This window comes from Anaerobium acetethylicum, from assembly GCF_900096945.1.
In the GTDB taxonomy this organism is placed as follows: Bacteria; Bacillota; Clostridia; order Lachnospirales; family Lachnospiraceae; genus Anaerobium; species Anaerobium acetethylicum.
In genome coordinates this window covers 12,195-26,068 of the sequence record NZ_FMKA01000009.1, presented here as the reverse complement: position 1 = coordinate 26,068, position 13,874 = coordinate 12,195, and the positions used below count along the sequence as shown (strand labels likewise).

The window sequence follows — 13,874 nt, the reverse complement described above, 5'->3', positions numbered from 1 at the left end:
CAAATGTACGTCTTGCCTTGATTTTCTCGTGCAATGCAGTATAATTATTAGTAAAATGATAAATTACAGAGTATTTTACTAATCAATAAGGAGCTCCCATATGAAAGATAAAACCGAATTACTCCCCATCTTGAAAGACTTACACACTATATCAGGCTTCCGCATTTCCATTTATGATACGAACCTGAACGAAATCATTGCATACCCGAAGGAACTTTCTACCTTCTGTGCACTTCTCCAGAAAGATTCTAAAGTAAGGGCATGCTGTGTCCGGAATGATGCTGACGCCTTTGAGATCGTCAAAAAAACTGACGAGGTCCATATCTACAAATGCCAGTTCGGACTTTATGAGGCCGTGGCGCCCCTCTACCATTTCGGTGTCCTGACCGGGTACCTGATGATGGGACAGACAATCGACAGTAAAAACGAAAGCCGTGAAAACATATATGAAAATGCCAGTCCCTACACAGAAGACAAGCTGCTTCTGAAAGACGCCATCGACCGCATTCCCGCCAGCACGAAGCAGAAGATACGTTCCTGCATCTCCATCATGAACATATGCGCCGAATACATCAGCCTGAGCAACCGGCTCAATCTGTCTGACAAAGATCTTGCGCATGCCGTCCGAAAATATATCAACAAGAACTTCTCCCAGAAAATAACTATGGATTCACTGGCCTCGCACTTCTTTTACAGCAAGCCGACGATCATGGATACTTTCAAAAAGACTTATCATATATCCATCAGCCGTCATCTACTGGAAGTCCGCATGAAGCATGCCTCAAAGCTTCTCGCCAACACTTCTGATTCCATAAATTCGATTTCGATGGAATGCGGCTTTTCCGACCAGAACTATTTTTCCAAAGTGTTTTTTAAGGAATATGGTGCAACGCCCAGCGAATACCGCAAGCGTTCTGCTTCATCATAGGAAATATTGCCCTGAACGCAGAAAGAAATCCCAGGCCTGCCCGGCCTGGGATTTCTTTCTGTTAGTTCTTATGATAGATTTTGTCTGATTCGTATTTCGGTTCGCTTGTGAGATGAAGTCCCAGCTTCTTGAATACCTGTTCGTCAACTGCTGAAAGAAGCACTGAAGAATGTACTTCGCAGTCTTTCAGCTTTGGAAGCTGTTCAAGGGCAAGTTTTGCATCGGCGTCATGGGCCGCGCTGACAGAAAGGGCAATCAGTATTTCATCAGTATGAAGTCTCGGATTTCCGCTTCCAAGATAGAGTGTTTTCAGTGTCTGAATAGGCTCTATTGCTTCCGGAGAAACAAGGTGAAGATCGTCAGGAAGCCCGCAAAGCACTTTTACTGCATTCAGAAGTGCGGCTGCTGAAGCGCCCAGCAGATCAGATGTCTTTCCTGTAATGATCTGGCCGTCCGGAAGTTCAATTGCGACTGCCGGATGTCCTGTTCTTGCTTCGCGAGTCATTGCGGCATCTATGACTTTTCGATCATCCTCTGTAATTCCAGCCTGCTTCATAAGCAGTTCCAGTTTATACAGGATGGATTTTGAGCTGCTGCCGCGTTTCAGGTCACAAAGGCACTGGTAATATCTTCTGATGATTTCCTGCTCTGATGCTCTTCTGCAAGCTTCATCATCTATGATGCATTTTCCTGCCATATTTACCCCCATGTCGGTAGGTGATTTGTACGGGCTCTTTCCGATAATCTTGTCAAGCATTGCATCCAATACCGGGAAAATCTCGATATCACGGTTATAGTTGATGGTCGTCTCTCCATATGCTTCCAGATGATATGGGTCGATCATGTTGACATCGTTAAGATCTGCTGTTGCTGCTTCATATGCGAGATTGACCGGGTGCTTCAAAGGGAGGTTCCAGATAGGGAAGGTTTCGAACTTCGCATATCCCGCCTTGATTCCGCGTTTGTTTTCATGATAGAGCTGTGAAAGGCAGGTAGCCATCTTTCCGCTTCCAGGCCCCGGGGCAGTTACTACCACCAACGGCCTGGTGGTTTCTATATAATCATTTTTACCATATCCTTCTTCACTTACGATATGGTTGATATTGCTCGGATATCCTTCTATTTTATGGAGCACGTAGGATTTGATGTTCAGTTCCTTCAGGTTCTGGCGGAAGCGGTCAGTGGAAGCCTCTCCGGAATACTGTGTGATCACGACGCTGCCCACATAAAGTCCAATGTTGCTGAATTCATCGATGAGACGAAGCACATCCACCTCATATGTGATTCCCAGATCTCCACGCATTTTGTTGTTTTCGATTGCCCCTGCACTGATTGCTATGATGACTTCCGCCTGCTCTTTAAGCTGTAAAAGCATCCTTAATTTGCTGTCCGGCTGGAATCCCGGCAATACTCTTGATGCATGGTAATCATCAAAAAGCTTTCCGCCAAATTCAAGATACAGCTTATTTCCAAACTGGGCAATCCTTTCCTTAATGTGCTCCGACTGCATTTTTAAATACTTATCGTTATCGAATCCTATTTTCATAAAAAGACATCTCCTTCTCTTAAGATCAGCGTGATTGTATATCATCTGAAATACATGTTGACATTTATTCTGTTTCTTTTTTTAATCTGGCAGTCCGAAAAAAATTCAAGCGTCTGTTAATAAGGGAATCTCTAATTCCCATTATCGCAGACGCCTTTGTCTTTCCTGAACTATATGAAGCGTCTGCAGATAACGGAATCCCATTACTTCAGACGCTTTTCTTTTTACCCGAAATATCGTTCTATACTGTCCGTGTAAGATTTCATATACTCAAAAGATATTTTACAAGGCATCACAATTTAAATCGGTTAACCAAATTCACTTCATCTATTATAATTACTTCTTATAAAAAGCACAATAGTTTTTTACTAAGTTTTTTAATTAAATCTTCTTTCCTTTTTTGCCTCTGACACTTTCAAAGTCTTGCCCTTTACTGTCCTGTCCTTCATCGCCTCAAGGACCTTCGATCCTTTTCCATTCATGATTTCGATATAGGTGACCGTATCCCTGATATCTATGATGCCGATATCTTCATGTGTGATGCCTTCGATTTTGCTGATCGTTCCGACAAAATCCACCGCCCTCAGCTTCTTTTTCTTGCCGCCGCTGAAATAGATCTTCATGATCTTCCTGTTCAGACCTGCCCCCTTGGATTTCTTGATTACCGGTGCCGATTTCATTTTCAGTTTGAATTCAGGCTTCCTGCTGCTGATCTCCTCTTCGGAGGGCGGTTCAAGCTCCGTCATCCCGAATCCAATATACTCCTCAATCTGCTGCAGATATCTGCTTTCCGAAGGAGTTGCAAAAGTAATTGCCTTTCCCTCAAGACCTGCCCTGCCGGTCCTTCCTGTGCGATGGACGTACCTTTCTTTTTCCAATGGGATTTCATAATTGATCACATGGGTAATATTCTCCACATCGATTCCCCTTGCTGCAATGTCGGTAGAAATCAGATATCTGAATTCCCCGCGTCTGAATCTGTTCATCACCTCGAAGCGCTTGTCCTGCTCCAGGCCACCATGCAGCCTGTCACAGCTGTATCCGAGATTTTTCAGGAATTCCCATACAAAATCCACCTGCTCCTTTGTCCGGCAGAAAACCAGGCAGCTGTCCGGATTCTCCACTATCGTCACATTACGTAGCAGGGCCGGCTTGTCCATTTCCGCAACCCTGTACAGATAATGCCCGATTCCCTCGGTCGTTATCCCTGATGCTTCGATTTCAATATCCTCCGGCTCCCTCATGTAGCGCAGAGCCAGCTCCTTGATCTCCTCGGGCATGGTCGCTGAAAAGAGCATGGTGACCCGTTCTTTCGGAAGCCTTTCGATGATAGCCTTAACCTGGTCGATGAAGCCCATGTTCAGCATTTCATCCGCCTCGTCTATCACCAGGTATTCTATCTTTTCAAGGGCGATCGATCCCCTTTCCATATGATCGAGCAGGCGCCCCGGCGTTCCCACGACCACATGAGATTTCTGTTTCAGTTCTGTCTTCTGTATGGATATTGGCTGCCTCCCGTAAACGGCCGTTGCCTTGATGCGTTTGAATCTTCCGATATTGATGAAGTCCTCCTTCACCTGTACGGCAAGTTCCCTCGTTGGCGTCAGTACAAGGGCCTGGGGCTTGTTCTCCAGCCAGTCGATCATATCGCATAAGGGAATTGCATAGGCAGCCGTCTTTCCGCTGCCGGTCTGGGATTTCACCACGACGTCCTTCTTGTCAAGCACCAGGGGGATTGCACGGGCCTGGACTTCGGTAGGCTCCCTGTATCCCAGGATGTCCAGTGCGTTCTGTATCTCTTTGCTTAATTTGTAATCTTTATAGCTTGTCTGGTTCATATTTCACCGGTTCTTTCTTATTTTCTGCAGCTGCAACAGCTGCTGTTCTGTATATGTTGTTCTTCCTGCTGTTTTTACTATTTTGTGGCAGGTTTCTTTTTCTCCTTCTGCAATCTTACACGCTTCATCACCATATTACAACTTTTCTTCGTTCTTTTGCAACTATTTAGGACCGTTACGTTCTTTTTTCCTGACCCGGAGACGACAATGCTATAATTGTCAGAAAAAAATGGAGAAACCTGCCCCAAAAATAATGTGACAGGTTTCCCCATTTCGTTTTTCTGTTCCTTTTATTTCTCTGGATATTTCTCTTCCAGCTCTTCCACGATTGCCATGTATTTTTCCTGGATGCCCTGGCGCTTTGCTTCTTCCTCGAATTCTTCCGTCTGTCTGTTAATCCGTTCCAGCACTTCTGCGCCGAGCCTGTTTTCGGCAAAGGTATAGACTGCAGTATCCTCCTTGACAATATGCCTTGCCAGATGGTTGGCATATCCCACTGCATTTGCAATAACATCCAGCCTGCTGTCTTCGTTTCCTGCCTTTACGCTTTCAAGGGCCGCCCTGAGTTCACTAATGAACAGCCTCCCCCAGTCATGCTCCACAAGCATCCCGTGGTTGATCAGATTCACTCCTACCTGACCGAAGCTTTCCACCATTTCCCTGAACAGGAACTGCTCTTCTTTTCCGTGGTGATGCTTATCTGCATAGTTTGCAATGAAATCGATCATTTTTTCAAAATCATCATAATTGATCTCTTCCCCTGCCATCACCCTGGCCGATGCAGTTCTGACAACCCTGAGCATTCTGACTATATACTTATGCTCCTCAACCATCAATTGGATGCTATTCATAACAGGTCACCCCTTTTTATCGCGCTTACTGTCTCATCGATTTTTTCAAACACAAATGGAGTCCCGGAAAGGAATCCCTTTATAAAGGATTCTCTCAGCAGATAATATATGCTGATATCTCCGCCTGACGCTTCCCAGTATGACTTGTGTACACAGGTATTTCGTTTCCAAATAACCTGATCTGCATCTTCTTCCATAATAGCGTTCGCATGGTCGCATGGCATTCCGTCCAGAAGGCTGTCGCTGAGCGCTTTATAGACAGCAGCAGCGCTCGAACTGTCGATTCCTTCAGCAGCTTTCCTTCCATTTTCCGCAAAAATATCTTCTATTTCTTTCAGCATTTCCGGCTGCTTGCCGATAAGTTCCGTTACGGCTGCTGCCAGCTTGGATTCAGTCTGAGATACCCTGTACTGAAGCCATCCGTGAATATTTCCCCCGTCGATTACATCTTCAAGCGGCCTGGATTCGGAAACGTCGAACTGTTCATCCAGCTTTTCAGCAAGCTGCGGGGATATTCCCTTCCCTGCTTCTACGATCTGCTCAACGATTCCCTGCTGGATCTGTATTTTATTATAAAGCCAGTAATGTATAGGTCCTAAAAATAAACTCATCATATACCTCCATGATTTCTCTAATGCATACGATACACGGCTTCTGCCGTAAATCATATATTTTATTGGTAACGTGATTATTCGCGACTCCTGAGGAGCCGTACTGAATCATTACAGTTATTCTAGCAGTTCCTGAACATCTCATATGTTGCCATGGCTACATATTTTATTCTTTCAGCATGATATATTAACTTCAGAACAACTGATCACAACTGGTCAGGCACACATAACCAAACAAATTCAAGGAGGTTTTCAAATGGTAAAAGTAGAAAAAAGCATGATAATCGGTGATATCTTAAGAACATACAGCGGAGTTGCTCCAATTTTAATGGAATCAGGAATGCACTGTCTCGGATGCCCATCCTCACAGATGGAATCTTTATCAGACGCATGCATGGTTCACGGAATAGATGCCGATACTCTCGTTAACAAGCTCAACGACTACCTGGCTGCGACAGAAGCTTAATCCCGTTAATCCAATAACCAGAAACACCCGGAGCACTCCCATGCTCCGGGTGTTTCTGGTTACGATGCTGGTGCACTGACATTCTAGTCCAGGCAGATATGTCCCCTTGTTTCATCATTTACAATATAATATGCCTTGTTATCTTCAGGTTTGATATAGAGTTTAAATGATTCTATCATGGATTCCTGATTCCCTTCAGCCATGTAAGCTTCCTTTGCTTTTGCAAAGATATCATTAGCAAGAATTTCCTGGCCATAGAACTGGAAGTAAACTTCCTCTGTTTCGCGCCTCATCTCTTCTGCCGTTTTTTTGGTTTTCTTAGGTGCCGCCTTCTTCTTTGGTGCTGCCGGTTTCTTCTCTTCCCCGTCAATCGCTTCTGCTGATGCCTTTGGTGCCTTTGCTGTTTTCGCTGTTTTCGAAGACTTCGCAGTCTTTGCTGCTGTTTCCTCAGCTGCTGTTTCTACAATGTTATCAGCAATTTCTTTTTCAGTACTCTTAACTGCACGTTTGTTAGCCATATCATACTCTCCTTTTAATACCCCGTCTTTATTTGTCTACTATTTCCATATAAAAAAGTGAATTTACAGTTTTTAATTATAATGTAAAACAAGATTTATTCAACCATCAAACACTATTATACTGACGTTTAAACTACATTTATCACATTTGTGTTGTTTTAAGTCTCATTGCTTTACATTTATTGCCTATTTTCTTTTCATGATTTGTGTTGTTTTTCTGAAAACTCTGTATTATAATGTCAAAAGTTACGGAACTGCTCCGTCTGCAAGGAGCAAGAGCTTTGTTTGCACACCCTGCATGGGGCAGACAGATCATGACCATACTGTTTACGAGGGGGGAGAACTTATGGAAATCAGGAAAACAGACAGACGTGTAAGGCATACCCAGGCATTGCTGCAACAGAGCCTCATAAAGCTGATGCGGGAAAAACCGCTGATCAAAATAACCGTTACGGATATCTGTAATCTTGCAGATATCAACAGAAGCACCTTCTATCTTCATTACACGGATCCGCTCAGTCTGCTCTATGCAATCGAAACTGAATTGCTTGAAGATGTAATCGATCTGATCAGGGTTCCTGACAAGGATTTTTCTTTCACGTCCTTTATTCATACTCTGTTGAAAGCGCTGGATGAAAACAAAGAGACAAGCACCATTTTTTTAAAGTGCCATGACGGACATCTCTTTTCCAACAGTTTTTTCGAATCCTTTCATGATTGCTTTATCTCTATGCTGAACAGAACCTTGCCAGCAGCATCTTCTTCCTGCCATGAATACCTTTACACCTTTGTTGCAAACGGATTGATTTCCGTAGTCAGAAAGTGGATTGCTGATGGTTTTTTGGAAGAGCCCCGGGAGATTGAAGAACTTCTAGAGACTGTCTGCAGCTGTGCATTGATAAAAAAACAATGTATTTTGTGAGTTCTTCTTGTAATGCCATATCTATAGATGGTACATTATAGCTTGGTGCTGTGTGCATCGCGAAGCGTGTTACTGGTCACGGAGTGAACAGTAACAGACGCAGTCCTGAATACCCACAAAATTTCACAGCACTGTTGACAGACGTAACCATAATTAAGAATAACAATAATAAGGAGTGAATCAATAATGTTCGACAGCATTAACAATTTTATCAAGTGGTTTGATGGTGTTGTCTGGGGCCTTCCCCTGATCATACTAATCCTGTCCACCGGTATTTTCCTGACCATCAGACTTGGCCTGCTGCAGCTTATCCATCTTCCCAAAGCCCTGAAGTTCATGGTCAGAAACGAAGAAGGCGGAACTGGCGAAGTTACAAGCTTCGGCGCTTTATGTACTGCCCTTTCTGCAACAATCGGAACCGGCAATATAGTCGGCGTGGCAACAGCTCTCGTCGCAGGCGGACCTGGCGCCCTTTTCTGGATGTGGGTAGCTGCCTTTTTCGGGATGGCTACAAAATACGCAGAAGGCGTCCTTGCAATCCTGTACAGGACAATCGACAAGGACGGACATGTTCTCGGCGGACCTTTCTACTATATCGAAAACGGTATGGGCGCAAAATTCAAATGGCTCGCAAAAATCTTTGCATTCTTCGGCGTGGGAGTAGGTCTTCTGGGGATCGGTACATTTACCCAGGTAAACGGAATCGCCTCATCCGTCAGGAATTATTTTGATCCTGGCAGCACAATGATGATAAATGTTTTCGGCAATGATATCTCCATCGCTGTCATGATCGCTGGAATTGTTGTGACCATCTGCACCGGCCTCGTCCTCATCGGCGGAATCCAGCGAATTGCGCGCGTTTCAGAAATCATCGTTCCTTTCATGGCAATCATCTATGTAGGAATCTGCCTGGTTCTGCTGCTCGTTAATTACAAAGCAATCCCCGGAGCCTTTGTCGAAATCTTTGAAGGTGCTTTCGGGCTGCGGGCTGCTGCCGGCGGTGCATTGGGCGCAATTTCAGTAGCGATGCAGAAAGGGATTGCCCGCGGCATCTTCTCCAATGAAGCCGGCCTTGGAAGCGCTCCAATCGCAGCAGCTGCCGCACAGACAAAAGAACCTGTCCGTCAGGGCCTCGTTTCCATGACAGGTACATTTATCGACACAATCATCGTATGTACCATGACGGGGCTGAGCATCGTCGTCACGGGTTCCTGGAACATCGGTCTCGAGGGAGTTGCAGTCACCACAAACGCATTCCAGGAAGGTCTTCCGTTCAATCCTGGCATATCCGCCTTTCTGCTTATGATGTGCCTTGTATTCTTCGCGTTCACAACAATCATCGGATGGAATTATTACAGCGAACGCTGTCTTGAATATCTTCTCGGAGGCAACCAGAAGCCGTTGCTGTTTTACCGCTGGCTGTACATTGCAGCTGTCTTCATCGGCCCCTACATGACTGTAGAAGCTGTATGGAACATTGCCGACATCTTCAACGGACTGATGGCCATCCCGAATCTGATTGCCATCATCGCTCTGAGCGGGGTTATCGTGAAAACTACGAATGAATTCTTTGCAAGAACAAAATCCGTTTCCGGTACGAAAATGCTCAAGATCGATACGGAAAAATAGCATCAGCAAATAATAGAAAATAAAAAGAATCCCGGAGGTGCAGTTTTCAATACTATGACTGCACCTCCGGGATTTCTTGATTCTTTTTGCATTTCCCAAAATCGTTACGTTATATTCTTCCGGTTTGTTTATGCCTCCGTCTCCTGTTCCGGCGTATAAATCCATTGCGATCCCACTATTTTCTCTAATACCAGCACTATGATCATCGCACACAGGATTCCAAGAACCGCCCCTGCCAGGATATCGCTCGGATAATGCATGAACAGATAAAGCCTTGAAAAGCCCATCGCTGCTGCCAGTATCCAGAAATATGCTGCCTGTTTCTTCAGATACCGTCCAAATACCCAGGATGCCGTAAACGATGATCCTGTATGCCCAGAAGGAAACGAATAGCTTGTCAGTTTTTCAACCAACGGCTGTATCTCTGGATAGTCCCTATAAGGCCTCGGCCTGCATACAAGATGCTTCAGGATTCCCTCTCCCATTATTGTCGTAAGCAGAAGCGTTGCCAGGGCTGCAATCCCAACCAGTCTGGTTCTCTTGCGTGCTGCCAGGAACAGGGCCATTACAATCCATATAAATCCTTTGTTTCCCAGCGTCGTTATCGCAATCATTACTTTATCAAGTATTGGAACATGCATAAACTCCTGCACGAAAAAAATGATTGCCCTGTCCAGATTCGTTATAAATTCTATCATTGATTTCCTCCCTTTTTTGATATACAGCAACAATTATAACGTCTCTCTGCGAATTCCGCCAGTGGTTCACATATAATTCAGGAACTTTCATGCCATAGCTGGCACTCTTCCTTTCCGGATTTTTCATCTGCTTCTCTGCGTTACCTCTCCTATCGATTGGGCACAGATGGATACCGCTTTCTCAATCTCTTCTTCCTTGATGGTAAGCGGCGGATTGAAATAAAGCACATTCCCGAGAGGCCTCAGTATAAGGCCTTTCTCAAGAGCCTTTTTATAGATCTGGTATCCTGTCCTGAGCCCGGAATCGAACCCTCTTTTCGTATTCCTGTCAGCAACAAGTTCCATTGCATTCACCAGCCCCAGGTGTCTGATTTCACCAATATTCGGGTGTCCCATAAGCGCCTCATTCAAGCGGCTATTTAGATATTCTGCCCTCTTTGACGCATTTTCCAGTACGCTTTCCTCCCGGAAAATGTTCAGGACCGCCAGGGCAGCCGAACATCCCAGCGGATTTCCGCTGTAGGTATGACTGTGCATAAAAGCTTTCCCTTCGCTGTAGTCCGCATAAAATGCATCATAAATCTTATCCGTCGTTATTGTTATTGCCATTGGCATATAGCCACCTGTCAAACCCTTGGAAATACAAATAATGTCGGGACTCGCCCCTGCATGGTCGAATGCAAACATTTTTCCTGTCCGTCCGAACCCGGTAGCGATTTCATCGGCGATCAGAATTACTTCATATTTGTCGCACAGCTTTCTAAGCTTCTTCAGATATGCAGGCGGATAAATCCTCATGCCCGCACTTCCCTGGAGCAGAGGTTCGACTATGATTGCGCATGTCTCATCCGCATGCTCTTCAAATGCTCTTTCCGCATGCTCGAAACACTCTGTGCTGCAATTATCCCTGCTTTTCTCATATGGACACCTGTAGCAGTCCGGTGCTGTAATCTGTATTGCATCCATAAGCATAGGCTTATAGATTTTAGCATAAAGATCCATGCTGCCAACAGACAGCGCGCCGATGGTTTCCCCATGATATCCTTCTGAAAGGCACATGAACTTCACTTTTTCCTTATGGCCCGTCTGATACTGGTACTGAAAGCTCATCTTCAGAGCCGCCTCGACAGATGCTGATCCATTGTCGGAAAAATTGAATTTCGTAAGCCCTTTAGGAATCACCTCTGACAGCTGCTCACATAGTCGTATTGCCGGCTCGTGGGAAAAATTTGCGAATATGACATGCTCGACTTTTTCAAGTTGCTGTTTAACCGCCGCACTTATTTTCGGATTGCAATGCCCCAGAAGATTGCACCACCAGGAGCTGATAATATCGAGATATTCCTTCCCATCCCTATCATAAAGATAAACTCCTTCTCCCCTGTCTATTATGATCGGCTTCATCTCCTCGTAATCCTTCATCTGAGAGCACGGATGCCATATATATTTAAGATCCTTTTCAATGAGATTCATACTATGCTTCCTTCTTTCTGTGCCTGCTCTCCGTAAAGACGGGCCAGACTGGCTGCATCAATGCCAAGTTCCTGACCGCCCTCATCAACCGTTGCAATAACAGGAATACCAGTCAGGATTTCCACCATCCTCCGGTTGTCTTCCTCCATTACATCCCCCTCATGAAAGCGGTTTAAAATGATGCCCTTAACAGGTATATCCTTTTGTTTCATGTAAGCCACGGTCAGAACGGTCGCATTGATTGTTCCAAGTCCCGCATCTGCAACAACCAGTGCACTAAGGTTCATCTCTTTGATGATGTCCTCCAGCATGATCCGCTTATGGTCAAAACGTATCGGACATACGATTCCTCCGGTTCCTTCGACTGTCACAAAATCATATCCGGCTGAAATATCCAGATAGTCTTTGATGATTACGTTCATCTCGGGCGGATTTCCTTCAAGCTTTGCAGCCAGATGGGGCGAAACAGGAGTTTCATATACATAGGATACAAGCTCTTCCGCCTTCATTTCCAGGCCTGCCACGCCTCTTACGTAGTCTGCATCCCCAGGAATCAGTCCGGCCTCCGATTGCATGGCGCCGCTCAGTGCAGCTTTGTAATATCCTGCATGAAATCCCGCCTCACGCAATTTCTTCACAATAAGTGCCGATACGAATGTCTTTCCCGCATCTGTTCCTGTCGCCGTTACGAAAATTCCTCTACTCATCCCAAAGTACCGCCTTATATCCCAGTTCTTTCAACATACCCATGTCCTCCCTTATTGAAATACCTGCGGTCGTCAGCATATCCCCCGAAATGGCGGCATTTGCCCCCGACTTAAAACAGCTTCGCCCTTTGTCAGCCAGGAGCCCTCGTCCTCCTGCCATTCTGATGGATGCATCCGGTACCAGGAACCTGAAAACCGCTAAAATCCTTCTCATCTCATCCTCTTCAAGCTGCTTTTCACCCTCGTAAGGGGTGCCGGCTATTGGATTCAGCATATTGACAGGAATGGATTTTATTCCCAGCCCCCTGATTTCCAGCACCATGTCAATCCTGTCCTCCATCGTCTCTCCGAGTCCCATTATCCCGCCGCTGCAGACTTTCAGACCTGCCTTCTGGGCAGACTTTATTGCATCGATTTTTTCATCGTAGGTATGGGTCGTACAGATCTTTGTAAAGAATCCCCTTGATGTTTCAAGATTATTGTGTATCCTGCTGACTCCGGCTTCCTTAAGCTTCCTGAACTGCTCCTCGCCAAGCAGGCCAAGAGAAGTGCACACTTCAATTCCAGTCTCAGACTTAATCTTCCTTATGCTTTCGCATACCAGGTCAAGTTCCGGATCCGGCATACTCCTGCCCGAAGCGACCAGAGAGTACCTGAGCACTCCCCGTTCATGGTTATAGGCAGCCTGATCCACAATCGTTTCCATATCCAGAAGTGGATATTCTTCCGTACCTGTACCGTAGAAAACCGACTGTGCACAGTATTTGCAGTCTTCCGTGCATCTTCCGCTTTTTGCGTTGACAATCGTGCATATATCAAAGCTGCTGCCGCAGAAATATTCCCTTATTTCATCTGCGGCAGAACAGAGTTCTTCCAACGGCGCTTTCACCAGAAAAAGTGCTTCGGCTTTTCCTATCATTCTGCCATTTATAATTTCTTCTTTTATTACTTCCAATTCCTGCATGTCATAATTCTCCATTCTGCTAATTTCAGTCTGATGACCGGCAGCTCTAATGCTCCCGCCGGCCAATGAAACTTCTTTATTGCCTGCTATATTGCTCCATCCGTTTCTTTCAGCTATATCATCTCTGCATCCTTGAAACTATCGGAATCAGCTTTTTTGCAAGCACTGCACTCAATATGCAGAGCATGATGTCGCCTGGAACAGCCAGAATAAAGCAATACAGAAACAGGGGCCAGATTCCGATCAGCGTATCTGTTACAAAGTTGGCAATCAGATAGTAATACACCATACCGCATACATACACGATAACAAGACCCATGAAATTCGCAGCCAGAAGCCTTATATAGGAAGGTGCTTTCATCTGATTTGCAATTCTTCCTGTCACATAGCTTGCCGCCATAAATCCGATAATATAGCCGAAACTCGGCTTTAATATGTACCCGATTCCACCGCCTTCTGCAAAAACCGGAAGCCCCGCCAATCCAATGACTATATATGCCAGTACGCTGAATGCCCCGAGTCTGCCGCCTAAAAGAAGTCCCGCCATCATTGTAAACAGGAACTGCAGGGTAAACGGTACAACCGGAACCGGAATTTTTATAAACGCCCCGACTGCAATCAGCGAGGTAAAAAGCGCACATAGTACCATCTCCTGAGTTTTGATTCCTGATTTCTGCAGTACTCCTGCATTTGATTTCGTATCCATATTTCTCCTCCTCATTA

Annotated in this window: 15 protein-coding genes; 5 read left to right on the top strand and 10 right to left on the bottom strand. The window is 45.3% G+C overall.

Annotation, left to right across the window (positions count from 1 at the left end; genetic code table 11):
• Positions 1 to 100 precede the first annotated feature (100 nt).
• Positions 101 to 928, top strand: coding sequence for a PocR ligand-binding domain-containing protein (locus BJR36_RS09035; RefSeq protein ID WP_091233060.1), 828 nt, complete (start codon positions 101 to 103; stop codon positions 926 to 928).
• A 61-nt stretch (positions 929 to 989) separates the two neighbouring features.
• On the opposite strand, the gene BJR36_RS09030 is transcribed toward BJR36_RS09035, so the two are convergent.
• The 4 genes from BJR36_RS09030 to BJR36_RS09015 form a co-directional block, all read right to left on the bottom strand.
• Positions 990 to 2,474 (bottom strand): DUF1846 domain-containing protein, encoded by a 1,485-nt coding sequence (locus tag BJR36_RS09030; RefSeq protein WP_091233058.1) that lies wholly within the window; start codon positions 2,472 to 2,474, stop codon positions 990 to 992.
• 377 nt (positions 2,475 to 2,851) lie between these two features.
• A complete protein-coding gene (locus BJR36_RS09025; protein ID WP_091233055.1) occupies positions 2,852 to 4,312 on the bottom strand; it encodes a DEAD/DEAH box helicase in 1,461 nt (486 codons plus the stop codon).
• A 290-nt stretch (positions 4,313 to 4,602) separates the two neighbouring features.
• Positions 4,603 to 5,163, bottom strand: coding sequence for a hemerythrin domain-containing protein (locus BJR36_RS09020; RefSeq protein WP_091233052.1), 561 nt, complete (start codon positions 5,161 to 5,163; stop codon positions 4,603 to 4,605).
• Entirely contained in the window at positions 5,160 to 5,774 is a 615-nt protein-coding gene (locus tag BJR36_RS09015) for a hypothetical protein (protein WP_091233049.1), read from the bottom strand. The genes BJR36_RS09020 and BJR36_RS09015 overlap by 4 nt, the downstream gene beginning before the upstream one ends.
• Positions 5,775 to 6,030: 256 nt before the next feature.
• On the opposite strand from BJR36_RS09015, the gene BJR36_RS09010 reads away from it, so the two are divergent.
• Positions 6,031 to 6,240, top strand: a complete 210-nt coding sequence (locus BJR36_RS09010) for a DUF1858 domain-containing protein (protein WP_091233044.1) — start codon at positions 6,031 to 6,033, stop codon at positions 6,238 to 6,240.
• Positions 6,241 to 6,323: 83 nt separating this feature from the next.
• On the opposite strand, the gene BJR36_RS09005 is transcribed toward BJR36_RS09010, so the two are convergent.
• Entirely contained in the window at positions 6,324 to 6,758 is a 435-nt protein-coding gene (locus BJR36_RS09005; protein ID WP_091233041.1) for a DUF6465 family protein, read from the bottom strand.
• A 236-nt stretch (positions 6,759 to 6,994) separates the two neighbouring features.
• On the opposite strand from BJR36_RS09005, the gene BJR36_RS20275 reads away from it, so the two are divergent.
• The 3 genes from BJR36_RS20275 (at position 6,995) to BJR36_RS08995 (ending at position 9,309) form a co-directional block, all read left to right on the top strand.
• The gene (locus BJR36_RS20275) at positions 6,995 to 7,135 is read left to right on the top strand and encodes a hypothetical protein (protein WP_169823644.1); all 141 of its coding nucleotides are present in this window, start codon (positions 6,995 to 6,997) and stop codon (positions 7,133 to 7,135) included.
• Positions 7,105 to 7,680, top strand: coding sequence for a TetR/AcrR family transcriptional regulator (locus BJR36_RS09000; RefSeq protein ID WP_169823643.1), 576 nt, complete (start codon positions 7,105 to 7,107; stop codon positions 7,678 to 7,680). Before BJR36_RS20275 ends, BJR36_RS09000 begins: the two co-directional genes overlap by 31 nt.
• Positions 7,681 to 7,866: 186 nt before the next feature.
• On the top strand, positions 7,867 to 9,309 hold the full coding sequence (locus BJR36_RS08995; protein ID WP_091233035.1) for an alanine/glycine:cation symporter family protein: 1,443 nt from the start codon (positions 7,867 to 7,869) through the stop codon (positions 9,307 to 9,309).
• Between the two features lie 128 nt (positions 9,310 to 9,437).
• On the opposite strand, the gene BJR36_RS08990 is transcribed toward BJR36_RS08995, so the two are convergent.
• From BJR36_RS08990 to BJR36_RS08970, 5 genes are all read right to left on the bottom strand, one after another.
• Positions 9,438 to 10,007 carry a phosphatase PAP2 family protein gene (locus BJR36_RS08990; protein ID WP_091233033.1) on the bottom strand — a complete coding sequence of 190 codons (570 nt, stop codon included), beginning with the start codon at positions 10,005 to 10,007 and terminating at the stop codon, positions 9,438 to 9,440.
• A 123-nt stretch (positions 10,008 to 10,130) separates the two neighbouring features.
• Positions 10,131 to 11,480 (bottom strand): adenosylmethionine--8-amino-7-oxononanoate transaminase, encoded by a 1,350-nt coding sequence (bioA, locus tag BJR36_RS08985; RefSeq protein WP_091233031.1) that lies wholly within the window; start codon positions 11,478 to 11,480, stop codon positions 10,131 to 10,133.
• A complete protein-coding gene (gene bioD / locus BJR36_RS08980; RefSeq protein WP_091233026.1) occupies positions 11,477 to 12,187 on the bottom strand; it encodes a dethiobiotin synthase in 711 nt (236 codons plus the stop codon). Before bioD ends, bioA begins: the two co-directional genes overlap by 4 nt.
• Complete coding sequence (gene bioB / locus BJR36_RS08975) at positions 12,180 to 13,151, bottom strand: biotin synthase BioB (protein ID WP_091233024.1); 972 nt, start codon at positions 13,149 to 13,151, stop codon at positions 12,180 to 12,182. The genes bioD and bioB overlap by 8 nt, the downstream gene beginning before the upstream one ends.
• Positions 13,152 to 13,269: 118 nt before the next feature.
• A complete protein-coding gene (locus BJR36_RS08970; protein WP_091233021.1) occupies positions 13,270 to 13,857 on the bottom strand; it encodes a biotin transporter BioY in 588 nt (195 codons plus the stop codon).
• Positions 13,858 to 13,874: the final 17 nt, after the last annotated feature.

Coding starts and splice junctions, on each gene's coding strand:
- BJR36_RS08995 (WP_091233035.1), top strand. CDS start 7,867: ATGTTCGACAGCATTAACAATTTTATCAAGTGGTTTGATGGTGTTGTC.
- BJR36_RS08990 (WP_091233033.1), bottom strand. CDS start 10,007: ATGATAGAATTTATAACGAATCTGGACAGGGCAATCATTTTTTTCGTG.
- BJR36_RS09020 (WP_091233052.1), bottom strand. CDS start 5,163: ATGAATAGCATCCAATTGATGGTTGAGGAGCATAAGTATATAGTCAGA.
- BJR36_RS09025 (WP_091233055.1), bottom strand. CDS start 4,312: ATGAACCAGACAAGCTATAAAGATTACAAATTAAGCAAAGAGATACAG.
- BJR36_RS20275 (WP_169823644.1), top strand. CDS start 6,995: ATGTCAAAAGTTACGGAACTGCTCCGTCTGCAAGGAGCAAGAGCTTTG.
- BJR36_RS09035 (WP_091233060.1), top strand. CDS start 101: ATGAAAGATAAAACCGAATTACTCCCCATCTTGAAAGACTTACACACT.
- BJR36_RS08970 (WP_091233021.1), bottom strand. CDS start 13,857: ATGGATACGAAATCAAATGCAGGAGTACTGCAGAAATCAGGAATCAAA.
- bioD (WP_091233026.1), bottom strand. CDS start 12,187: ATGAGTAGAGGAATTTTCGTAACGGCGACAGGAACAGATGCGGGAAAG.
- BJR36_RS09000 (WP_169823643.1), top strand. CDS start 7,105: ATGGAAATCAGGAAAACAGACAGACGTGTAAGGCATACCCAGGCATTG.
- bioB (WP_091233024.1), bottom strand. CDS start 13,151: ATGCAGGAATTGGAAGTAATAAAAGAAGAAATTATAAATGGCAGAATG.
- BJR36_RS09030 (WP_091233058.1), bottom strand. CDS start 2,474: ATGAAAATAGGATTCGATAACGATAAGTATTTAAAAATGCAGTCGGAG.
- BJR36_RS09005 (WP_091233041.1), bottom strand. CDS start 6,758: ATGGCTAACAAACGTGCAGTTAAGAGTACTGAAAAAGAAATTGCTGAT.
- BJR36_RS09010 (WP_091233044.1), top strand. CDS start 6,031: ATGGTAAAAGTAGAAAAAAGCATGATAATCGGTGATATCTTAAGAACA.
- bioA (WP_091233031.1), bottom strand. CDS start 11,480: ATGAATCTCATTGAAAAGGATCTTAAATATATATGGCATCCGTGCTCT.
- BJR36_RS09015 (WP_091233049.1), bottom strand. CDS start 5,774: ATGAGTTTATTTTTAGGACCTATACATTACTGGCTTTATAATAAAATA.